The sequence below is a fragment of the Microvirga sp. 2MCAF38 genome (assembly GCF_052115485.1).
Classification (GTDB): Bacteria; Pseudomonadota; Alphaproteobacteria; order Rhizobiales; family Beijerinckiaceae; genus Microvirga.
On record NZ_JBFRGU010000005.1, the window covers coordinates 238,072 to 258,578 of the forward strand.

A 20,507-nucleotide genomic window follows, 5' to 3' on the forward strand; every position below is an offset into this window, starting at 1 on the left:
CTCTAGGATCCGCGCGACCGCCCTCTCTAAACAATGTTTTCGAAGCGATCACCCGGAATAAACACACCCTCCCCGTCATTCCGGGGCGCGCAACGCGCGAACCCGGAACCCATAACCGCTAACGACAGCGAATATGGTGCAGCGACAATCGCTGCGTTTTTTCGGAATTATCAGCGGTTATGGGTTTCCCCGCTTTGCGTGACCCTTCGGGTCGGGCTCCGCTTTCGCGGCCCCGGAATGACGGGTGAGGAGACGATCACGCCTTCACCTTGGCGAGGACTCGCACAATCTCCAACGCCTGACGGCGCAGGTCGGGGCGGGCGATGGTGGTGAAGGCTTGCAGTAGAGGCAGGCTCTCCGGCGTGTCGAGGACGGCTGTCAGCGATCCCTCGGCCTGAGCCTCCGCGTCGTAGAAGGACGCGACCGGCACGTTCAGCGTCCGCGCGATCTCCTGCAGACGGCTCGCGCCGATACGATTGGTGCCTCGCTCATATTTCTGCACTTGCTGAAACGTGATCCCGAGCGCCTGGGCCAGTTTTTCCTGGCTCAACCCGATGGCGGTGCGCCTCAAGCGGACGCGCTGACCGATGCGCCGGTCGGCGGCGCTGGGCGATTTGGCGGCATTTGGTTGGGCGCTTGGCGCTCTGGCGCGGTTGGACGACGTGCTCATAAAACTCCCCAGTGGCGGTGGTGACCACCAGCGGCGCTGGTGGTCGGGGAGTTCAGAAGCCGTCAGGGACGACCGCGCTGCCCTTTAGGCTTTCGCCCTGGACATACGACAGCGCCTCCCCGGCCATAAGGCTGGGAAGGCATCGTTACGGCGGATGCTTGCGCCGCCCTGAAGGGGTTCTGACGCCCCAGAACCGGCTGCGGCCGGCTCCGGCTACGAGATAACACGTGAAGGGGGCAAAGGGTCAATGGCTCGCCGCCCCTCTCACGTCATTCCGGGGCTGCGCAGCGGAACCCGGAACCCAGACCCGTCAAGGGTGACCGAGAGGACGTAACGATGGCCGTCGTTCCCTATCCGGAAACGTCAGCGCGTATGGGTTCCGGGTTCGCCTGCGGCGCCCCGGAATGACGGTGGAGGGTGTGTTGATTCCGAGCCCCTCACCCCAACCCTCTCCCGCAGGGAGAGGGAGTTCGGTCGTGCGTGATAGCTCGTCCACTTTCCCGTCTTTCGGGATCCGCTCGGTCGGGAATGACAGGAGTCGGATCACCGCTACACCAAGAGATCTCTTGACGCCGCTTTCCCTTTGGTGTGTTGCTGAACGAACCGGGTTCGAAAGATCGAACGCGGATTGGACGATGGCAATGACGATGCTCACGCACACGACGAGCAAAACGAAAACCGTCACGACGGCCGTGAAAACGGCCGAGTAGCCTCGTCGTCCCCGGTCCTCTCTCCCGTCGGGGCGAGAGGGGCACCCTGATCAAGGGTTTTGAAATTTCCGGGGAGAGCGCGAACAGGAGAAGTCACATGGGTTACAAGGTCGCCGTCGTCGGCGCGACAGGCAATGTAGGCCGCGAGATGCTCGACATTCTGGCCGAGCGGGCCTTCCCGGTGGATGAAGTGGTGGCGCTCGCGTCCCGCCGCAGCCAGGGCTCGGAAGTTTCTTTCGGCGACAAGACGCTCACGGCCAAGACCCTCGACACTTACGACTTCTCCGATGTCGATCTCTGCCTCATGTCGGCGGGCGGCGAAATCTCCAAGGAATGGTCGCCCAAGATCGCGGCTCAGGGCGTCGTCGTCATCGATAACTCCTCTGCCTGGCGTTACGATTCCGATGTGCCGCTCGTGGTGCCGGAAGTGAACGCCGACGCCGTGCGGCAGATGAAAAAGGGCATCATCGCCAACCCCAACTGCTCCACGGCGCAGCTTGTCGTGGCGCTCAAGCCTCTGCACGATCACGCCACCATCAAGCGCGTCGTCGTCTCGACCTATCAATCGGTTTCCGGCGCCGGCAAGGACGGCATGGACGAACTGGATCGCCAGACCAAGGCGCTCTATTCGCTCCAGGACGTGGTCGAGAAGAAGTTCCCGAAGCGCATCGCTTTCAACGTGATTCCTCACATCGACGTGTTCATGGAGGACGGGTTCACGAAGGAAGAGTGGAAGATGATGGCGGAGACCAAGAAGATTCTTGATCCCAAGATCAAGCTTACCGCCACCTGCGTGCGCGTGCCGGTGTTCATCGGCCACTCGGAAGCCGTCAACGTGGAATTCGAGAAGCCGATTTCGGCGGATGAGGCCCGCGACATCCTGCGCTCCGCACCCGGCGTCGTCGTCATCGATAAGCACGAGCCCGGCGGCTACATGACTCCGCATGAGGCGGCAGGCGAGGATGCCACCTACATCTCGCGCATCCGCGAGGACATCACCGTCGAAAACGGCCTCGCTTTCTGGTGCGTCTCCGACAATCTGCGCAAGGGCGCGGCGCTCAACGCCATTCAGATCGCGGAAGCCATGGTCAATCGCGGCCTGCTGCCGTCGAAGAAGAAGGCGGCGTAGATTTTTCCGTCAGCGAATTGAAAGGGTCGCCCTCGGGTGGCCCTTTTTATTTTGGAGATTGTTCGACGGATCGCAATCGGGGCGGCATGTGAAGGACAAGGTCGAACTTTTGAGAGCGGCCATTCTTGCGCGAAAGCAAGTTCTCGCCACCTGCAAAAATCTTCCGAGAGAGTTCTGCGCTCATATTTTGGGGCGAAAAGGAAACGACTGGAACGTCTTCACCTGGCAATTCGCTGGCGACTCGGAAAGAGGACTTCCCCTCGGCGGTGCCTGGCGTTGCTTCCGGGTGCGAGACCTCGAGAATCTCAGCTTGCGTGATGGCGAATGGTATCGAGGCTGGGAAAAATGGCATGAAGGCCAAACCTGTGTCGACGACATCGACCAGATGGTGGATGCGGAATATGGCCCGGAAATACGCTGAGCCGCTGAGAGCAAGCTTGGAAAATCGGTCGAGCAATATTTTTGCGCGTCATGCCCGCGCTTGTCGCGGGGTATCCACGTCTTGGGGAACCGCGGTGGTTCAAAGGCGTGGATACCCGGCACAAGGCCGGGCATGACGTGGAATTGGTATCGCCATCCTCTCAGATGGAATTTCCAAACGGGCTCTTAGAGCATGATCAGAACAAGTGGAAACCGGTTGTTCGCCCGGATCATGCGGCATCAAAAGAATCTAGAATTTGATCACGTTTCAATCTGAAACCATCAAACTCTAGTGAAAGCGCCTTTGTGCCTAAGGTTCGACAGCCCGGGCCCTGAACTGCGAAATGTGCTCCGGCATATCCTCGACCGCAGGTGAAAATTCACCCGTTTCGGAGTTGCGCACCATCAGCACGCCGGTCGCGACGCCGAAATAAGCGCCATGCAATTGCAGCTTGCCGCGCTCCGCCAGAATGCGCACACAAGGGAACGTCATCAGATTCCTGATACTGTTCTCGATGGCGGCCAATTCCAGGCGGCGTTGATATTCCACGAAATCGGTGCCGCGCGGACCGATGCGCTCGGCGGCCGGGGCGATCAGGTTCATCCAGCGGCCGATGAAATCGCCGGGAGAGAGCGGGGCGGTATCGTCCGCGAAGGCCCGGATGCCGCCGCAGCGGGCATGACCCAGCACGACGATGTGCTTGACGCGCAAAGCCTGCACGGCGAATTCCAGCGCCGCCGAGGTGCCATGATAATCGCCGCCGGTCTCGTAAGGCGGCACGAGATTGGCCACGTTGCGAACCACGAACAATTCGCCGGGGCTCGCATCGAAGATCACCTCGGGCGAGACGCGGCTGTCGCAGCAGCCGATCACCATGATTTCCGGCGATTGCCCTTGCTCGGCCAGCACTTCGTAGCGCCCCTTTTCGCGCGCGAAACGTTCGGCGAGAAAAGCGCGGTAGCCTTCGGTCAAGCGGGTGGGAAACATGGGCCGCCTCCTTGTGATTTATCTATAGAGCGGTGGCTATTTATAGAACGGTGTCTTGGCTAAGCTTGGCGAGTTCGACATTCGCGCCGCAAATGAGCACGCCGACCCGTTCGCCTGCTTTGGGCTTATAGGCTCCCGAGGCGAGCGCGGCCAGCGCGGTTGCACCGCCGGGTTCGATCGCCATGCGCCAATCGCTCCAGAGAAGCCGCTGCGCCTGTCGGATCGCCTCGTCGGTGACGAGCGCTACATGATCGACTTTCTCGCGGCAGATGGAAAAGACCAGGTCGCCTGTATTTCGTGCGCCGAGCGAATCCGCGGCCACCGAATTCACATCCACATCGACAGGGTGCCCGGCCTCCAAGCTCGCATGAAGCGCCCGCGATCCTTCCGGCTCGACGCCGACCACCTTCACGCGACCCGCCCAGAAACTCGCGACGCCGCTGATCAGACCGCCGCCGCCGACCGCAACCAGTACCGTATCGAGGGGAGTGTCGTCCCGCTCCCATTCGAGCGCGACGGTGCCTTGACCCGCAATGGTTTCCTCCGCGGCGAAGGGATGGACACGCAAAGCCCCGGTTTCCGCGACGAAGCGATCGCAGGCTTCCTGCGCGTCTGCATAGCGTGCGCCACCGATGACGACCTCCGCGCCGTGGGAGCGGATGACGGCGATCTTCGCGGGGCTCGAAATCTCCGGCACGAAAATCCGCGCCCTGATGCCAAGCTGCCGCGCCGCATAGGCTACCGCCGCTCCGTGATTGCCGCCCGAGGCCGCCGCGACCCCCGCATTCGGCACTGACTTCGACAGGAGCGTGTTGAACGCGCCACGCGCCTTGAAGGAGCCGGAATGCTGCAGGTACTCGAGCTTCAGACTTACCGGTCCCTCATAGCCGAAGCCCCGCGGCAGGCTCCAGACGGGGGTGCGCCGGATATGGGGAGCAATCCGGGCATGGGCGGTTTCGATGTCGGCGCGGGAAATCGTCATCGTATCGGCGGCTCCGAAAAGAAGAATGCGACCTCTAACCATGTCGAGCCCGACGGCAAGCCCTTTTGAGAGCCGCTATCGACCCACTGTAGAGGTTGGCGCGAAGTATCCTTGGGGTATTATTGGCGGTAACTCAGAGCATCGATGCGACCTATTTCTCCCGCAAACACGAAAAATCGCTCCAGCGAGGAACCAGAATGGCTGAAATCCGTCCCCGCCGCAGCGTCCTTTACATGCCTGGTTCCAATGCCCGCGTGCTTGAAAAGGCGCGGACGCTGCCCGCCGATACGTTGATCTTCGATCTCGAAGACGCGGTGGCGCCCGATGCCAAGGAGGCCGCGCGCGCACAGGTCGTCGCGGCGGTGGCGCGGCGTGATTTTGGTCTCCGCGAGCTTGTCGTGCGCATCAACGCGCTCGACACCCCTTGGGGAGAAGCCGATCTCTTGGCTGTGGCGCAGGCCACGCCCGATGCGATTCTCGTACCCAAGGTGTCGTCGCCGGAAGCGCTTGTCGCGGTCGGCCTGCGCTTGCGGCGGCTCGGTCTCTCCGAGACGACGAAGCTCTGGGTCATGATCGAGACCCCGCTCGCCGTTCTGCAGGCGAAGGAGATTGCGAGCACCGCGCTCGATGTGGATACGCGGCTCGAATGCTTCGTGCTCGGCACCAACGATCTGGCGAAGGAAACCCGCGCGCGCTTCGTTCCCGGTCGCGCGCCGATGCTGCCCTGGCTGATGAACACGCTTGCCGCCGCGCGCGCCTACGGTCTCGACGTGATCGACGGCGTCTACAACAATCTGTCGGATGAAAGCGGATTCAGGGCCGAATGCGAGCAGGGCCGGGATCTCGGCTTCGACGGCAAGACACTGATTCACCCGAACCAAGTCGTGGCTGCGAACGAGATCTTCGCGCCAACCTTAGAGGAAATCGAGCGCGCGGAGATTATCGCAAGCGCCTTCGAGCGTCCGGAAAATGCCGGCAAGGGCGCCATCGCCATCGACGGAGGCATGGTCGAGCGGCTCCATGCGGACATGGCGCGTCGGACGCTCGCACTTGCAGAGGCGATTGCGATCCGAAGTTAGAGCATGATCAGAACAAGTGGACGGTTGTTCGCCCGAATCATGCGGCATCAAAGAATCGAGAGCTTAATCATATTTCAAAGAGACACGCTCAAGCTCTAGTCGAGCGGTCGCGCTTCTTCCGGCAGCATGATCGGAATGCCGTCGCGGATCGGGTAGGCGAGCTTGGCCTGACGGCTGATCAGCTCCTGGCGCTCGGCATCGTAATCGAGCGATGCTTTGGTCAGTGGACACACCAGAAGTTCGAGGAGCTTCGGATCGACTCGCGTGGCTTCGACCGGGAGTTGGGTTTCGTCTTTCATCGCTCGTCCTTATTGCAGCGTCGTGTCCGAACCGCTGCCGCTGCGCGCGAGCTCGATCTCGGTCAGGGCGATCAGGACTTCCGCCCGTGTCTTCAGATCGACGGCTTCGAGCAAAGCTTGCTTCTCACGGGTGCCGAAGGGACTCATCATGCACAGTGCGTTTACCAATGCTTCGTTCGGCGCTTCCTCGATACCCTTCCAATCCACGCGCACCTCCGCCGCTTCGACGAAATCGCGCAGGGCTTTCACGACGCCCGCGCGATCGACTTCTGTCTCGCCGGCGCGCGCGATGAAATCCTCTGCAAATCCTTCGAAATCGACCTGGCACTGACGGAACGGTGTCGTGGTCAGCAGCTCCTCTTCGATCCGAAAACGTGCGACGCCGACGAGCGTGATGAGGTAGCGCCCATCGCTGCTCTCGGCGAACTGCGTGATCCGTCCGGCGCAGCCCACGTTGCAAAGCTTGGGCGCCGTAGCCGTACCACCGCCGTCGGGATCCGGCTGTACCAGACCGATCAGCCGATCGCTCCGCAACGCTTCATCCACCATGGCGAGATAACGCGGTTCGAAGATGTTGAGCGGCATTTGGCCGCGAGGCAGAAGAAGGGCGCCGGAGAGGGGGAAAACGGGGATGGTCGCCGGGCAATCCTTCGGACAACGATAAACCACGCTCGAACCCATCCCGCGCGCTCCTGACTGGACAATCGGCATCAGGCAAACAGGATAGAGGACAACCGGCGTCGTCCTACAACCGTCATCTCGTCCGTGGGGCCCCAGGCCTCGAAGAATTGGACGAGCTGCTTGCGCGCACCGTCTTCGTTCCAATTGCGGTCGCGCCGCACGATTTCAAGAAGCTGGTCGACAGCTTCTTCCTGCCGTCCGCGCGCGTTGAGCGCGAGCGCCATATCGAACCGAGCCTGATGATCGAGCGGGTTCGCCTCTACGCGGCGCTGTAATTCCGCGACATCGCCCAGAGATTCCGCCTGTTCCGCAAGCTCGATGGCTGCGCTTGCGCCGACGAGTGCAGGATCGTTCGCCTTGGCCTCCGGCGCCATGGCGAGAAAGCGCTTCGCACCTTCGAGATCGTTCAGAGAAACGTGCAGTTTCACCATGGCTGCCAGAGCAGGGACGTTGTCGGGCTCTTGCGCGAGTACTGCTGCGTAAAGCTCGGCGGCACCGGCCGCATCGCCTTCAGTGACGGCACTCTCGGCTTCCTGCAGGAGTTCGTCGATGACGCTCGGGCCTATGGGGCCGACGAGGCGCTCGATGAAACCCTTGATCTGTCCTTCGGGCAGCGCCCCCATGAAACCATCGACGGGCTGGCCACGCTGGAAGGCGAAGACGGCGGGGATCGATTGAACGCCGAGCTGCCCGGCGATCTGCGGATGCTCATCGATGTTCATCTTCACGAGCTTCACCTTGCCCCCGGCGGCGAGGACGGCTTTCTCGAGAACAGGGGTGAGCTGCTTGCAGGGCCCGCACCAGGGCGCCCAGAAATCGACCAGAACCGGCTGTTTCATCGATTCGGTGAGGACGTCCTCGCGAAACGTGGCCGTCGAGGTGTCCTTGATGAGATCGTCCGCGGGCTTACCGTTCGGGAGCGTTCCGGGTGAAGTGTCGGCTAGCATGTCGTCCTCGAAAGGTCGGAGAAATCGGTCATCCCTCAGATGGGATTTTACGGCGTGATTTTAAGGCGTAATCGACAATTCTTCCGCCGGTTCGGGCAGGTGGAGAATGATCGGGTCGTGGCCCGTCGAGCGTAGGAATTTCACCAGATCCTCGCGGGAGATGCCTGTCGTCATGGAATTCACGAGCGGATGAAAGTTCACCCGCTCATGCTCCATGAGCTTGGCGTCGAGAATCATGGTGACCCGGCCTTGCGTATCGTTGGCGACGGCAAAGGGTGTCACCGAACCCGGTTCGACCCCCAAAACCTCGCGCAGCTGATCGGCCGAGCCGAAAGACAATCGTCCCGAGGCGCCCAGCACCTCATGGGTCCGCTTCAGGTCGATGGCGGTCTCGTGCTTGGCCGTGATCAGGAAAAGGCGGCCCTTCTTGTCTTTCACGAACAGGTTCTTCGAATGGGCGCCAGGAATGCACGCCTTGATATGGCGCGATTCGGCGACCGTGAAGACGGGTTCGTGCTCCACCGTTTCAGTCGAAATCCCGAGCCCCGCAAGGCGGTCCAACAATTGGGTCGGTGTCAGGTGCGGCAAGACGATGAGCTCCCGTTCGTCCTCGGTTTCTAGAGCTTGATCATGTCTCTTTGAAACACCGAGCTCTCGATTCTTTGATTTCGCATGATCCGGGCTAACAACCGGTTTCCACTTATTCTGATCATGCTCTAAAGATCTCGTTTCCCGGTCTCAAGCAATCAGTTCGCAAATTTCGCTTAGGACCCTCTTGCAATATGAATCTTTTTGGGGCAAATGAGCGGCCTCGCAACGGCGCAACGCGCCGCGGAGCGCGGGTGTAGCTCAGGGGTAGAGCACAACCTTGCCAAGGTTGGGGTCGAGGGTTCGAATCCCTTCGCCCGCTCCAATTTTCTCAAGAATTGTTGGGAAGATAGCATGAACCGCCGGAAGGCGGTTTTTTGCTGTTTGAGGCCGACGCTCAAGTGCCGGCGTGAGTGTCGTCCCCGGCCAAACCGACAGCTTTCGCCGGTCTCTTGAAGGCTACCAGCAGGGTACAAAGGAGTGCCGCTGCAGCACCCGTCAGATAAATAGGGCCGAAAACGCCTTGCGCTCCATCTGGTAGCAGGGGTCGTATGGAGGCTAAAAAGACAGCAGTCGAAATAGCTCCGGCAAGCGGCGACAGAATCAAAAGATCTCTTCGGAGCGTGACGCGGAGAGCTACTTGCCTGAGCAAAATGGCTGTCAACGCTGCTGGAGCCGCTCCCAAGCCGTAGGAAATGGCAAGTACCATCGGATTAGCCGTAAGAAAGACCGGCAAAAGCAAGTCAGTTCCCTGAAGGGGGCGATCATAGAAAGCCCCGAACAGCGCCAGACCAAGGAGAAAGAGGAAGCAACCAATGGGAGGTCCTGCCAGAATGTAGAGCAGGAAGAATCTGACATCTTCTTTTTTGAGGCGGAGCTTGATTGGTCTATCCTCCGATATAGGCGGTCAACGCTATAGTATTTCGCTCAGGCCCGCAATTTGGCTTCGCCTACGTTCTACGGCTCGGCATAGCGAAGTTGAAAGCTCACAGCTAGCTCACGCCACCACGCGCAGCACCGTCGTGATCGGCGTGCCGCGTTTCAGGGTCTTCGTCACGGGAGTCTTCTCGGCGATTTCGAGCAGGCGGGCTTGCCGCTCGGGGTCGAGTGCTTGGTCCAAGGTCACATCCCGCGAAATGCTCTCGTTGCCGTCCGCATCGCGTCCGAAATGGGTATCGACATTGATGCGGCCCAGATCCCACCCTTTTCGGTCCGCGTACATGCGCAGCGTGATGGCGGTGCAGGCGGCGAGTGCCGAGAGCAGCAATTCGTAAGGCGAGGGGCCGGTATCGGTGCCACCGAGCGACGGCGGCTCGTCGGCGGTGAGGTTGTGCGAGCGGGCGCGGATCTCGGTTGCGAAGCCCGATGCGCTGACGAGATGAACGGAGGCCATGCAATACCCTTGGTGATTGTCCGGTTGGGAGAAGTCGCGATCAAGTCTCGGGGAGCGGGATGAACTCGGTCTCGTCGGGCACATGACTGAAGCGGCCGGTCTTCCAGTCTTCCTTCGCCTGTTCGATGCGCTCCTTGCTGGAGGAGACGAAATTCCACCAGATGTGGCGCGGGCCTTCCAAGGCCGTCCCGCCCAGGAACATCATGCGCGTCGGTTTCGTGGCGAGCACGGTGATGCGATCACCCGGACGGAAGATCAGGAGGCGTGGTCCCTCGAATCGTTCGTTCGCGATCTCCACTTCGCCCTCGACGACATAGATCGCCCGCTCCTCGTAGTCGGGATCGAGGGGCGCGGTCATGCCCGCATCGAGCGCGACTTCCACATAGAACCAGTCCGACACCATCTCGACAGGCGCCGAGGCGCCGAAGGCGGAGCCTGCGATCACGCGGGCCTTCAGGCCCTTGTCTTCGATGGTGGGTAGGCGGGCCGCGTCATAATGCTGGAAGGACGGAGCGATTTCTTCCTTGCCGGCGGGCAGTGCGATCCAGCTTTGCAGGCCGAGCATGCGACCGCCGTGGCGCTCCGCCTCCGGCGAACGTTCGGAATGGGCGATACCTCGCCCCGCGGTCATCAGGTTCATGGCGCCCGGCGCGATGTCCTGAATGTTGCCGTTGCTGTCGCGATGGGTGATGCGGCCATCGAAGAGATAAGTGACGGTGGCGAGCCCGATATGCGGATGAGGTCGCACATCCATGCCGTGCCCGGCAATGAACTGAACCGGCCCGAAATGATCGAAGAAAATGAACGGCCCAACCATCTGGCGTTTGCCGTGCGGAAGCGCGCGGCGCACGGAAAAGCCGTCGCCGAGATCGCGTACGCGCGGCACGACGACGAGTTCGAGCGCATCGCAGGATTTCCGGTCGCCCAGAATCGGATCTTCCGTCGGAAGCCAGCTCATCGCGGATCTCCTGTGCTCGCGCGCTTTGTGAGAGAATAAGGTTTGTGGTGCACATGCAAAGCGCAATAGCGAAAGCGCGCTTTGCGTTGATCGACTATTGATCCCAAACCAGCATGAGAAGGCGGTTTGCGAGCGACAGCCTCAGATTGCGGCTTCAAGCTGGGGTTGTTGCGCTGCGATCATGGTAAAGCACCCCACCGTAAAGAGGGACTTCGCGTCGCCGCCGGAGTGTACGCGGTCAGCACAGATGCTTTCGTGTGTCGTGCAGTTTAGCCGTAAGTAACGCCCGGCTTACTTTGTCCAACTTCTATAATATAACCATCAGGATCGCGAATGTAGCAGCGCGTCTCGCCGTACTTGTCCTTTGGCTCTGTGATAAATTCGGCCCCTCGACTTCGCCATAGCTCATAGCAAGCTTGAATATCTGCAACGCGAATATTCATAAAGCTGCTGACCAAATCGGGATCGGCGGGGGCGCTAAGCGTTACCGATGGTTTGTCGGGTGTCGGACCGCCCCCGACGTTGACAATGAGCCACGTGTTCGCGATCTGGATGTACCCCGGCGCGCCGCTGCTGTCGCCTTTGCTCAGAATGCGGCCTCCGAAGACCGTTTCGTAAAATCGAGCCGATCGTTCGATGTCGGCGACGGTGAGAAAGTGTGCGACGGTAAATCCATCCCGCGGCGGCATCTGATAGCTTTTCTGCTCGACTTGTACTTGGTTCATCGACGCCTCCGATATACAACAGCAAGAAGCCTCCCATCATGCTGAGATTTTGTAAAAGCCATCCGTGCTGGCCCATCGATCCGCATTCGTTATTGTCCAATAACGATGCCCAATAAAACGTAGTTCCCAGCGTGTAAAAAACATAAGTAAAGCCGAAGGACGCGCGAACGCGCCACCAGCGACCGCGAACGTCGTGCGTAACTTAAGCGAACGGTTCTTTATCCGTGTCGCGACCTGATACGACAAACTCGCGGCCTGGCATTCGCCGAGCTGGCTTCAATCCGCATTTGGTTGCGTGTTAATGATCCGCGCCCTGGCGTCGTTTCGTTCTGTGGTGGGGGCCTCGCATGTGCTAGACGCCACACGATTGGCCGCATCGGCCATTTTGGAGAGCATGACAGCATGGAATTGCCACCGCTCCTGCGCCAGGGCGTCGATGCCGCGCTTGCGGGCATCCCGCTTGCGGATCTGAGCCGCGCGGCGGGCGTCTTGTCGGCTCGCTATCGGGCGGAGATTCGCGACGGGCGGTTTCATCTCTCGGACGATCTGGCCGCGCGGGCCTATCTCGCGACGCGTTTGCCAGCGACCTATGCGGCCATCCGTGCTGCCATGAATGCGATGGCTGAGGAGCGGCCTGACTTCGCACCCGCATCGCTGCTCGATGTCGGCTCCGGTCCCGGTTCTGCCCTCTGGGCGGCCTCCGAATGCTGGGCCGGTCTTCGGGAAGCCCTTCTGGTCGAAGGAAGCGGAGCTATCCAGGCGTGGGGCGAACGGCTTTCCGCACAACTGCCCTTCTCCGTCGAATGGCGCACGGGAGATGCGGCGGGTTCTCTGCCGGATCTCGCACCCCGCGATCTCGTGACCCTGGCCTATGTGCTCGACGAGCTGGACCCGCAGGCGCGCGGACCCCTCATCGAACGCTTGTGGAGCCTGACCGGAGATACGCTTCTCATCGTCGAGCCGGGCACCCCGGCGGGGTGGGAGCGCATTCTGGCCGCGCGCGCCCGCCTGATCGCGTTAGGCGCGCATATCCTTGCGCCGTGCCCGCATGCGAAAGCCTGTCCCCTCGTTCAGCCCGATTGGTGCCATTTCTCCCGCCGGGTGGCGCGCTCGCGCCTGCACCGGCAGGCGAAGGGAGCGGAAGTGCCGTGGGAAGACGAGAAGTTCATCTATATCGCCGCCTCGCGGCATTCGGGCGCGGCCGTTCAAGCCCGCGTCATCGCGCCGTCCCGGCTTGGGAGCGGGCAGGCCAAGCTGAAGCTGTGCAGCGAGAACGGCACGGTCGAGGAACGCCTTTTCACCAAGCGCGACGGGGCGGCCTTCAAGGCGGCGCGGCGAGCCAATTGGGGCGATGTGCTCTAACACCTCTATCCCTGCTCCTCTTCTCGTCATTCCGGGACGTGCGCAGCACGGGCCCGGAACCCATAACCGCTGCAGGTTCAGAAACTCGCGCCACCCTGGCGATCTATCCTTCCCATGCAGTGGCTGTGGGTTCGGGCTCCGCTCACGCGGCCCCGGAATGACGAAGCTCCTCTCCGAAGTTTGCGGCAGGCCCCTTAGCCGTGCTAACGCCACGGTGTTCATGCGAGAATTTTGATAACGATGGCCGGCAAGAAACCTCTTTTTCGCGGCGATACGCTTCCGCTTCTGAGCCGCCTCTGGCGCGATTGGATGCGCCCGCACGCGAAAACTCTTCTTCTGGTGTTGATCCTTGTCGGCTTCGTCGCGGCGGCGACCGGGCTCTATCCCGTTCTGATCAAGATGGCGTTCGACGCGTTTACCGCGAAGGATGAGACGGCGATCCGACTCGCACCGATTTTCGTCATCGTCGTGACCTCGGTGAAGGGCTTTTCGCTCCTTGCGCTGACCATCCTCACGAACAAGGTCGTGACGCAGATCGAGGCGGATATGCAGACCGCCCTTTACGGCCATCTGATCGATGCCGATCTGGCGCAGATCTCCCGGGAAAGCCCGGCGGCTCTCACGCAGCGCTTCACCACCGATTTCGCCTTCATCAAGGAAGCGCTGACGCGCCTCTCGACGGTTTTTCTGCGCGAGGTCACGACCATCATCGCGCTCATCGGCGCGATGCTCTGGATCGATCCGGTGCTCACGCTCGTCGCCGCCGTGACTGTGCCCTTCATCGCGCAGCCCATCGGCAAGATCGGCAAGAAATTGCGCCGCGTCGCGATCTCGACGCAGGAGCAGACCGGCCAGATGGCGAGCCACATCTCGGAAAGCCTCACCGGTACGCGCGTCGCCAAGACCTATTCGCTGGAAGACTATCTCAAGAACAAGGCGGCCCGGGCCTTCGACGAAATCCGCAAGCTCAAGATGAAGGCCGCGAATGCCAGAGGCCGTCTTGACCCGTTGTTGGAGGCGGGCGGCGGATTTGCGGTCGCGGCCGTTCTCATCATCATCGGCTGGCGTATTACGTCCGGCGAAAGCACGGTTGGTGATTTCACGGGTTTCGTCTCGGCGCTCATTCTCGCGGCTCAGCCGATCCGTGCGCTCGGCAATCTGAACGCCATCGTGCAGGAGGCGGCGGCCTCCCTTCAGCGCACCTTCAACGTGATGGATGAGGCGCCTCGCATCAACGACAAGCCGGGAGCGAAACCGCTTGTGGTGAGGGGCGGCGAAGTCCGTTTCACGAATGTCTTCTTCCACTATCGTGAAGACGCGACCGCGCTCAAAGGCGTCGATCTCGTGGCTCATGCAGGTGCGACCACCGCACTCGTTGGTCGCTCCGGTTCGGGCAAGTCCACGCTGTTGTCCCTTGTGTCACGTCTCTACGATGTGACCGAGGGTGCGGTTCTCATCGATGGCCAGGATGTGCGCGACGTGACGCTCAAGTCGCTGCGCGCTTCGATTGCCGTCGTCAGCCAGGACGTGGTGTTGTTCGACGATACGATCCGCGCCAACATCGCCTTCGGCCGCTCCGCTGCGTCGGATGAGGATATTGTCGCCGCCGCTAAGGCCGCCGCAGCGCATGATTTCATCATGAAACTGCCGGAAGGCTACGACACGGTGGTCGGCACCGGCGGTGGACGGCTCTCAGGCGGCGAGCGCCAGCGCGTTTCGCTGGCTCGCGCCTTCTTGAAAAATGCGCCGATTCTCCTGCTCGACGAGGCGACGAGCGCGCTCGATTCGGAATCCGAGCGTCTGGTGCAGGAGGCGATCCGGGAGTTGATGCGCGGGCGCACGACCCTCGTGATCGCGCATCGTCTGTCGACCGTTCGTGATGCGGAGCGCATCGTCGTCATGGAAGAGGGACGGATCGCCGAAATCGGCTCGCATGTGGATCTCATGGCCGAGACGGGGATCTATGCGCGGCTGCATCGCTTGCAGCTCTCGCACGATATCGAGACTAGAGTTTGATCGTTTCAGATTGAAATAGGATCAAACTCTCGATGCTTTTGATGTCGCATGATCCGGGCGAACAACCGATGCCCACTTGTTCTGATCATGCTCTATGAGTGCGTGACCCGGCTTATTCCCGGCGCATGAGTTGATCGACCAGAATGTTCGACCAGAAGCCCGGCTTGAATTCCCGTTCCAGCGCTTCCGGATCGTAGATCGTCTCGACCCAGGTAAGGAACGGAATGCCCTTGGCCTCGCCGTCGAGCCGATAACGCTCGAAAAACACGTCGAGAATGCCGGTCTTCGAAAAACGGAAATGTCCATAGCGCGGCGACAATTGTCGCAACGCTTCCTCGACCGATTTGTTTTCGTGGACGATGAGATAGAGCGCCGCGACGAAGCCGGCGCGATCCGCGCCGGACTTGCAGTGCAGGATCGCGGGGTAGGCGATCGAGTCGAAGAAGTCCTTGGCCGTCAGCAGCGTCTCGCGGTCCGGTGCGCCGCGCGAGCGTACGATGAACTCGGTCAGTTGAATTCCGAGCCGGTCGCAGGTGTCCTTCTGCAATTGCCAGGAGCCGTGTTCGCGCCCGCCGCGCAGGTTCACGATGGTGCGGACACCCGCCTCTTTGAGACGCGAGATCTGGTAGGGCGCGGGTTGCGCAGAGCGCCAGAGCTTGTCCGAAACGCGATGCTTGTTGAGGTACATCAGCCGAAACACGCCGTGATCGACGAGCAGCATGTTCGCCCAGGCGCGCAGGCGTCCGCCGCCGCTCTCGATGGGGCGGTCCCATCGGGCGATACGGGCCATGCGGCGGGCATAGCGGATTTCGGGTTTCAGAAAGCGGGTGATCAAAAGGGGCTCTGAGATCGATGAAGACAAGGCGGGCCTTAGCAGGCGACGTGGCCGAGGGCAATGTGGGCGAGATATCGGGTTCCCCGTCAAGGTTTTCGAGCCTCACATAAATAACGCGGCCCAGCAGAGCTGGACCGCGCTGAAAGAAAGAGCAGGCCTAACGGTCTGCGATGAAAAGCTTCACTATGCGTAGATAAGAAAACTTTCGTGAGTCAAAAGCAGGAATTTCGAAAGTACGGCGAACTTGATGGCGTGCGCCGATCCCGTACCGTCGGGGTCGTAATAAAGGGCTCCAGTAATATCATTGTAGATGATCCGGTCGTCGGCATCGTGCGCCCCCGCACCGATGAAGAACGCATTCTCATTCAGGACGCCGCTCTCGATCTTCTTGAAGATCGACTTCGCCAGATGGATCGCGTCTTCTCCGACCGTGAAATCGACGATCCTGTCGCAATTCGTCTTGGCGCCGAGTTTTTTATTGAAAACAAACGAGTCCATTCCAGGACCGCCGATGAGCTTGTCGTTGCCGAGGCCGCCGACAAGCACGTCGTTGCCGGCACCGCCGTTGAGGGTGTCGTTTCCGCCATTGCCCAGGAGGGCATTGTCCTGCGCGTTTCCGATGAAGCTGTCACGTCCTTCATCGCCGACGAGGTTTTCAATCGATACGAATTTATCGATTCCAAGACCAGTATTCTGGCCACCGGTCTTATTCAGGTTGACCTTGATGTTGATGCTTCCCCGAAAATAGACCGTATCGGTGCCCGTTCCGCCGCCGAAGAGGTCATTGCCCGTCCCGCCATGGAGCGAATCGTTGCCCGATCCGCCGTAAAGGCGGTCGTTTCCCTGTTCGCCGAAGAGCACGTCATCGCCGTCGAGCCCGCGCAGGGTGTCGTTGCCCAGACCGCCGTAGCAGGCATCTTTGCCGGCGGTGCCGTTCAGAATGTCTGCTTTTTCGGTTCCGAACTGAAGAGTGAAACCCGACTTCGACGGTGTGCCGTTCGCACTCGGCATCACCGGACGCAAAGGCAAAATCTGCGGCACCATCGGCGGCGGCGCGATGACCGCCGACGTGATGTCGGCGGCCTCGGCACCGGTTAAAAAATACGGGCTGACGCTCGCTTCACCGAAAAAGGTGAAAAAAGTCTCGTCTGCCCCGCCAATATTGCTCATGACGCTCATCGCACCAGCGTTGTTCAATGAAGCTGCCGCCACCGATTGTTTTGAAAGTCCGGCGACGACTTGGACTTGCTACTACATTACGTTGCGAAACGCAATCTTGTTCCGCAAGGAAAGTAGGCTGATCCGAATTTGCCGGATCGGCGGAATTTTCGCGCCCTCCAAACGTGGAGGGGTGGTCGGAAATCAGGAACTTCGCTCGGGTCGGTTGCCGCCTTGCGGCCTGTCGTGTAAGGGGTGCGTTTCGATAAAACCCTTCTCGACGGAGACAGGGCGCGCAATCTCTCGCCGCCTCGCCACTCCGTTCCCAACCAATAACATCAGGAGAGCGACATTATGTCGTCAACCTTCGAGACCGTCGCCGGCATCATTTCCGAGACCGCCGACATTCCGCGTGACCAGATCACGCAGGAGAGCCACGCGATCGACGATCTCGGCATCGACTCGCTCGCCTTCCTCGATATCGCGTTTGCGATCGACAAGGCTTTCGGCATCAAGCTGCCGCTCGAGCAGTGGACGCAGGAAGTGAACGAGGGCAAGGCTCCGGCCGAGGAATACTTCGTCCTGAAGAACCTCGTTGCCCGCATCGACGCCCTGATCGCCGCGAAGAGCGCGTAAAACCGTTATGCGCCTCGAATATTTCGAGATGATCGACCGCGTCGTGGTTCTGGATCGCGAGGCGAAACGGATCGAGGCGCAATCCACGGTGCCGATGGAAAGCCCCGTCTTCGAGGGGCATTTCCCCGGCCACCCGCTGGTTCCCGGCGTGCTGTTGACGGAAACCATGGCGCAGGCCTCGGGCTATCTTATCCTGGGGCTGATGGATTTCACTCACATGCCGTTCCTGATGGCGGTCGACAAGGCGCGGTTTCGCACCTTCGTCGGGCCCGGAACGGTTCTGACGATCACGGCGAGCCTCGAACACGAAGGTTCGGGCTATGCGGTGACGAAGGCGAAAATCGCGGTCGAGGGCAAGTCGATCTGCGATGCGGAACTGCGCTTCCGCATCATGCCCTTCCCAGCGGATCTCGACGGGCAGATGCGCGCCCAGGCGCGGCGGATAGGCTTATTGGCGGAGGCTTGAGGCATGCGTGAAGTCGTCGTGACGGGCATAGGTCTCGTCTCCTCGGTCGGGGAAGGGGTCGAGGCCCACATGGCCGCTCTCACCAGCGGCGCGACGCCCCGCACCGATCTCGAAAGCTTCGCGCCCTATCCGGTGCATTCTATCGCAGGCCTGAACTACGACACGCAGATCGCCAAGAAATCCGACCAGCGGCAGATGGAGCCCTGGCAGAAGCTCGGCTGCTACTCCGCCGGTCTCGCCCTCGAAGCGGCGCAGGCGAAAGAGGATGCGGCGCTCAAAAGCGCCATGCATCTCGTCGTGGCGGCGGGCGGCGGCGAGCGTGATTATGCGGTCGATGGGCAGATCCTCACCGGTTTGCGCAATGCGGAGAATTCGGGCGTTTATCTCAACGAGCGCCTGATGAGCGACCTGCGCCCGACTTTGTTTCTGGCGCAATTGTCGAACCTGCTCGCGGGCAACATCTCCATCGTCCATGGCGTCACGGGTGCGTCTCGCACTTTCATGGGCGAGGAATCGAGCGGCGTCGATGCGATCCGCGTGGCGCAGGCCCGCATCGCCTCCGGTCAGAACGACATTTTCCTCGTCGGCGGCTCCTACAACGCGGAACGCCCCGACGCGCTTCTCATCTACGAAATGGGCGGTTTCCTCTGGAAGAAGCCCTTCACCTCTGTCTGGGACCGTCCCGCGCAAGGCGGCGGCATGATTTTGGGCTCCGGCGGCTGCTTCCTCGTGCTCGAATCCCGCGAGCACGCGGATAAGCGCGGCGTGAAGCCGCTTGCGGCGATCACCGGCATATCCTCCGAGCGCAGCCGCCGCGAACCCGGCAGCGTCGCAAAGGCGCTGCGTGAGGCTGCAGTCCAACTCGGCGCCAAGCCGGATGTGATCATCTCCGGCGCCACCGGCGTGAAGGGTACCACCGACGAAGAGCAGAGCGCTTTGCGCGACATCGCGTCGGGTGCAAAAGTTCACGCGACGGCCGATTTGCTCGGCCACACAGTCGAGGCGCAGGCTCCCTCCAGCGTGGCGCTCGCCGCAGCGCTCATCGCCAAGGGCGATGCGGGTGAGGCGCTCGTCACCTCCGTCGGTCATTGGCGCGGTGAAGGCGCCATCCGCCTGACCAAAGCTTCTTGAGGAGAACGGCATGGCGCTTCGCGACAAAAAGGGCCGCCCTCTCGTTGCCGTCACCGGCATGGGCGTGGTCACCTCCATCGGCCAGGGCAAGGACGATACCTGGAGCGCGCTGACGGCAGGGCGCTCGGGCATTCACCGCATCACGCGCTTTCCGACGGAAGGTCTGCGCACGACGATTGCCGGCACCATCGACACGGTGCCCGTCGATCCCTTCTGCGCGCCGATGCTCTCCGAGCGTCTCGCCATGCTCGCGGCTGAAGAGGCGGTCGGACAATCGGGTCTCGCGCGCAGCGATTTTCCGGGACCGCTCTTCATCGCCGTCCCTCCCGTCGAGATGGAATGGCCGCAGCGCCAGGCGCTCGCGGAAGCCTCCGGTCCGAGCGGCGACGTGACTTACACGGATCTCTTGAAGGCTGCCTCGGCCGGCAAGTTCAAGGCATGGCACGATCTTTTCATTTTCGGCACGGTCGCTGATCGCGTGGCGGATAGTTTCGGCACCAAGTCTTCGCCGATTTCGCTCTCCACCGCCTGCTCGTCGGGCGCAACCGCGATTCAGCTCGGCGTCGAGGCGATCCGGCGCGGCGAGACGGATGCGGCTTTGTGCATCGGCACGGACGGCTCGGTTAATCCGGAATCGCTGGTGCGCTTCTCGCTTCTCTCCGCGCTCTCGACGCAGAACGATGTGCCGGAAGGCGCATCAAAGCCCTTCTCCAAGAATCGCGATGGCTTCGTCATGGGCGAGGGCGGCGCGGCTCTCGTTCTGGAAAACGCCGAAGCCGCCATCGCACGCGGCGCGACAATTCTCGGTTATGTTCTCGGCTGCGGCGAGCACGGCGATGGATTCCACCGCACGCGGTCGAGTCCGGACGGCGCGCCCGGCATCGCGGCAATCCGCGATGCGCTCGACGACGCAGGCGTTTCGCCGGACCAGATCGATTACATCAACGCGCACGGCACCTCGACGCCGGAGAACGACAAGATGGAAGCCATGAGCTGCACCGCCGTGTTCGGCGAGCGCATGGCGAATCTTCCGATCTCCTCGAACAAGTCGATGATCGGCCACACGCTCACCGCCGCCGGTGCGGTGGAGGCGGTCATGTCACTTCTCACCATCATCAACGGCCGCATTCCGCCGACGATCAACTACAACGTCCCCGATCCCGCGATCCCGCTCGACGTGGTGCCGAACGTGGCGCGCGATGCAAAGGTCGATTTCGTTCTCTCGAACTCCTTCGGCTTCGGCGGACAGAACACTTGCCTCGTTCTCGGGGCGGAGCCGAGATAGCGGCGTCGACGGTTCGCTTTTAAAACGCGCCATCCTGCCCTCTCCCCCT

General features: G+C 61.3%; 21 protein-coding genes and 1 tRNA gene. 10 read left to right on the forward strand and 12 right to left on the reverse strand.

Annotation, left to right across the window (positions count from 1 at the left end; all coding sequences use genetic code 11):
• Positions 1–256: 256 nt before the first annotated feature.
• Entirely contained in the window at positions 257–670 is a 414-nt protein-coding gene (locus tag AB4072_RS12755) for a helix-turn-helix domain-containing protein (RefSeq protein ID WP_441968325.1), read from the reverse strand.
• 807 nt (positions 671–1,477) lie between these two features.
• Here AB4072_RS12755 and AB4072_RS12760 point away from each other — a divergent pair.
• Positions 1,478–2,509: an aspartate-semialdehyde dehydrogenase gene (locus tag AB4072_RS12760; protein WP_441968327.1), complete on the forward strand. Its 1,032-nt coding sequence runs from the start codon at positions 1,478–1,480 to the stop codon at positions 2,507–2,509.
• Between the two features lie 58 nt (positions 2,510–2,567).
• Entirely contained in the window at positions 2,568–2,930 is a 363-nt protein-coding gene (locus AB4072_RS12765) for a hypothetical protein (RefSeq protein ID WP_441968329.1), read from the forward strand.
• Between the two features lie 309 nt (positions 2,931–3,239).
• Here the strand turns inward: AB4072_RS12765 and AB4072_RS12770 are convergent, their stop codons facing one another.
• The gene (locus tag AB4072_RS12770; protein WP_441968331.1) at positions 3,240–3,917 is read right to left on the reverse strand and encodes a carbonic anhydrase; all 678 of its coding nucleotides are present in this window, start codon (positions 3,915–3,917) and stop codon (positions 3,240–3,242) included.
• Positions 3,918–3,957: 40 nt separating this feature from the next.
• Positions 3,958–4,899, reverse strand: coding sequence for a threonine/serine dehydratase (locus tag AB4072_RS12775; RefSeq protein WP_441968333.1), 942 nt, complete (start codon positions 4,897–4,899; stop codon positions 3,958–3,960).
• A 197-nt stretch (positions 4,900–5,096) separates the two neighbouring features.
• Here AB4072_RS12775 and AB4072_RS12780 point away from each other — a divergent pair, with 197 nt between their 5' ends.
• Positions 5,097–5,978, forward strand: coding sequence for an HpcH/HpaI aldolase/citrate lyase family protein (locus AB4072_RS12780; protein ID WP_441968335.1), 882 nt, complete (start codon positions 5,097–5,099; stop codon positions 5,976–5,978).
• 95 nt (positions 5,979–6,073) lie between these two features.
• Here the strand turns inward: AB4072_RS12780 and AB4072_RS12785 are convergent, their stop codons facing one another.
• Genes AB4072_RS12785 through AB4072_RS12800 form a run of 4 tightly spaced genes read right to left on the reverse strand, consistent with a single transcriptional unit; the run spans position 6,074 to position 8,493 of the window.
• Entirely contained in the window at positions 6,074–6,277 is a 204-nt protein-coding gene (locus AB4072_RS12785) for a Trm112 family protein (protein ID WP_441968337.1), read from the reverse strand.
• 9 nt (positions 6,278–6,286) lie between these two features.
• Positions 6,287–6,958 carry an LON peptidase substrate-binding domain-containing protein gene (locus AB4072_RS12790; protein ID WP_441968339.1) on the reverse strand — a complete coding sequence of 224 codons (672 nt, stop codon included), beginning with the start codon at positions 6,956–6,958 and terminating at the stop codon, positions 6,287–6,289.
• 29 nt (positions 6,959–6,987) lie between these two features.
• Positions 6,988–7,905, reverse strand: a complete 918-nt coding sequence (trxA, locus tag AB4072_RS12795; RefSeq protein WP_441968341.1) for a thioredoxin — start codon at positions 7,903–7,905, stop codon at positions 6,988–6,990.
• Between the two features lie 60 nt (positions 7,906–7,965).
• Positions 7,966–8,493 (reverse strand): prolyl-tRNA synthetase associated domain-containing protein, encoded by a 528-nt coding sequence (locus tag AB4072_RS12800; RefSeq protein ID WP_441968343.1) that lies wholly within the window; start codon positions 8,491–8,493, stop codon positions 7,966–7,968.
• Between the two features lie 250 nt (positions 8,494–8,743).
• Here AB4072_RS12800 and AB4072_RS12805 point away from each other — a divergent pair.
• Positions 8,744–8,818, forward strand: a tRNA-Gly gene (locus tag AB4072_RS12805).
• 672 nt (positions 8,819–9,490) lie between these two features.
• On the opposite strand, the gene AB4072_RS12810 is transcribed toward AB4072_RS12805, so the two are convergent.
• The 3 genes from AB4072_RS12810 to AB4072_RS12820 form a co-directional block, all read right to left on the reverse strand.
• On the reverse strand, positions 9,491–9,886 hold the full coding sequence (locus AB4072_RS12810; protein ID WP_441968344.1) for an OsmC family protein: 396 nt from the start codon (positions 9,884–9,886) through the stop codon (positions 9,491–9,493).
• A 40-nt stretch (positions 9,887–9,926) separates the two neighbouring features.
• Positions 9,927–10,844, reverse strand: a complete 918-nt coding sequence (locus AB4072_RS12815; protein WP_441968346.1) for a pirin family protein — start codon at positions 10,842–10,844, stop codon at positions 9,927–9,929.
• A gap of 269 nt (positions 10,845–11,113) precedes the next feature.
• Complete coding sequence (locus AB4072_RS12820) at positions 11,114–11,569, reverse strand: VOC family protein (protein ID WP_441968348.1); 456 nt, start codon at positions 11,567–11,569, stop codon at positions 11,114–11,116.
• Positions 11,570–11,971: 402 nt separating this feature from the next.
• Here AB4072_RS12820 and AB4072_RS12825 point away from each other — a divergent pair, with 402 nt between their 5' ends.
• The gene (locus AB4072_RS12825) at positions 11,972–12,931 is read left to right on the forward strand and encodes a small ribosomal subunit Rsm22 family protein (RefSeq protein ID WP_441968350.1); all 960 of its coding nucleotides are present in this window, start codon (positions 11,972–11,974) and stop codon (positions 12,929–12,931) included.
• Positions 12,932–13,171: 240 nt separating this feature from the next.
• Complete coding sequence (locus AB4072_RS12830) at positions 13,172–14,947, forward strand: ABC transporter ATP-binding protein (protein WP_441968352.1); 1,776 nt, start codon at positions 13,172–13,174, stop codon at positions 14,945–14,947.
• Between the two features lie 112 nt (positions 14,948–15,059).
• On the opposite strand, the gene AB4072_RS12835 is transcribed toward AB4072_RS12830, so the two are convergent.
• Positions 15,060–15,782, reverse strand: a complete 723-nt coding sequence (locus tag AB4072_RS12835) for a fused DSP-PTPase phosphatase/NAD kinase-like protein (protein ID WP_441968354.1) — start codon at positions 15,780–15,782, stop codon at positions 15,060–15,062.
• A gap of 183 nt (positions 15,783–15,965) precedes the next feature.
• Positions 15,966–16,952: a M10 family metallopeptidase C-terminal domain-containing protein gene (locus tag AB4072_RS12840; RefSeq protein ID WP_441968356.1), complete on the reverse strand. Its 987-nt coding sequence runs from the start codon at positions 16,950–16,952 to the stop codon at positions 15,966–15,968.
• Between the two features lie 342 nt (positions 16,953–17,294).
• Here AB4072_RS12840 and AB4072_RS12845 point away from each other — a divergent pair, with 342 nt between their 5' ends.
• Genes AB4072_RS12845 through AB4072_RS12860 form a run of 4 tightly spaced genes read left to right on the forward strand, consistent with a single transcriptional unit; the run spans position 17,295 to position 20,458 of the window.
• Positions 17,295–17,576, forward strand: coding sequence for an acyl carrier protein (locus AB4072_RS12845; protein WP_441968358.1), 282 nt, complete (start codon positions 17,295–17,297; stop codon positions 17,574–17,576).
• A 7-nt stretch (positions 17,577–17,583) separates the two neighbouring features.
• Positions 17,584–18,042 carry a 3-hydroxyacyl-ACP dehydratase FabZ family protein gene (locus AB4072_RS12850; RefSeq protein ID WP_441968360.1) on the forward strand — a complete coding sequence of 153 codons (459 nt, stop codon included), beginning with the start codon at positions 17,584–17,586 and terminating at the stop codon, positions 18,040–18,042.
• Positions 18,043–18,045: 3 nt separating this feature from the next.
• Entirely contained in the window at positions 18,046–19,173 is a 1,128-nt protein-coding gene (locus AB4072_RS12855; protein ID WP_441968362.1) for a beta-ketoacyl-ACP synthase, read from the forward strand.
• Positions 19,174–19,183: 10 nt separating this feature from the next.
• On the forward strand, positions 19,184–20,458 hold the full coding sequence (locus AB4072_RS12860) for a beta-ketoacyl-ACP synthase (protein WP_441968364.1): 1,275 nt from the start codon (positions 19,184–19,186) through the stop codon (positions 20,456–20,458).
• The last annotated feature ends 49 nt before the right edge of the window (positions 20,459–20,507 follow it).

Bases quoted from the DNA above. Each gene is read 5' to 3' on its own strand.
- AB4072_RS12815 (WP_441968346.1), bottom strand. From the start codon at position 10,844: ATGAGCTGGCTTCCGACGGAAGATCCGATTCTGGGCGACCGGAAATCC.
- AB4072_RS12860 (WP_441968364.1), top strand. From the start codon at position 19,184: ATGGCGCTTCGCGACAAAAAGGGCCGCCCTCTCGTTGCCGTCACCGGC.
- AB4072_RS12780 (WP_441968335.1), top strand. From the start codon at position 5,097: ATGGCTGAAATCCGTCCCCGCCGCAGCGTCCTTTACATGCCTGGTTCC.
- AB4072_RS12775 (WP_441968333.1), bottom strand. From the start codon at position 4,899: ATGACGATTTCCCGCGCCGACATCGAAACCGCCCATGCCCGGATTGCT.
- AB4072_RS12755 (WP_441968325.1), bottom strand. From the start codon at position 670: ATGAGCACGTCGTCCAACCGCGCCAGAGCGCCAAGCGCCCAACCAAAT.
- trxA (WP_441968341.1), bottom strand. From the start codon at position 7,905: ATGCTAGCCGACACTTCACCCGGAACGCTCCCGAACGGTAAGCCCGCG.
- AB4072_RS12830 (WP_441968352.1), top strand. From the start codon at position 13,172: ATGGCCGGCAAGAAACCTCTTTTTCGCGGCGATACGCTTCCGCTTCTG.
- AB4072_RS12840 (WP_441968356.1), bottom strand. From the start codon at position 16,952: ATGAGCAATATTGGCGGGGCAGACGAGACTTTTTTCACCTTTTTCGGT.
- AB4072_RS12760 (WP_441968327.1), top strand. From the start codon at position 1,478: ATGGGTTACAAGGTCGCCGTCGTCGGCGCGACAGGCAATGTAGGCCGC.
- AB4072_RS12770 (WP_441968331.1), bottom strand. From the start codon at position 3,917: ATGTTTCCCACCCGCTTGACCGAAGGCTACCGCGCTTTTCTCGCCGAA.
- AB4072_RS12785 (WP_441968337.1), bottom strand. From the start codon at position 6,277: ATGAAAGACGAAACCCAACTCCCGGTCGAAGCCACGCGAGTCGATCCG.
- AB4072_RS12810 (WP_441968344.1), bottom strand. From the start codon at position 9,886: ATGGCCTCCGTTCATCTCGTCAGCGCATCGGGCTTCGCAACCGAGATC.
- AB4072_RS12790 (WP_441968339.1), bottom strand. From the start codon at position 6,958: ATGGGTTCGAGCGTGGTTTATCGTTGTCCGAAGGATTGCCCGGCGACC.
- AB4072_RS12850 (WP_441968360.1), top strand. From the start codon at position 17,584: ATGCGCCTCGAATATTTCGAGATGATCGACCGCGTCGTGGTTCTGGAT.
- AB4072_RS12845 (WP_441968358.1), top strand. From the start codon at position 17,295: ATGTCGTCAACCTTCGAGACCGTCGCCGGCATCATTTCCGAGACCGCC.
- AB4072_RS12825 (WP_441968350.1), top strand. From the start codon at position 11,972: ATGGAATTGCCACCGCTCCTGCGCCAGGGCGTCGATGCCGCGCTTGCG.
- AB4072_RS12820 (WP_441968348.1), bottom strand. From the start codon at position 11,569: ATGAACCAAGTACAAGTCGAGCAGAAAAGCTATCAGATGCCGCCGCGG.
- AB4072_RS12855 (WP_441968362.1), top strand. From the start codon at position 18,046: ATGCGTGAAGTCGTCGTGACGGGCATAGGTCTCGTCTCCTCGGTCGGG.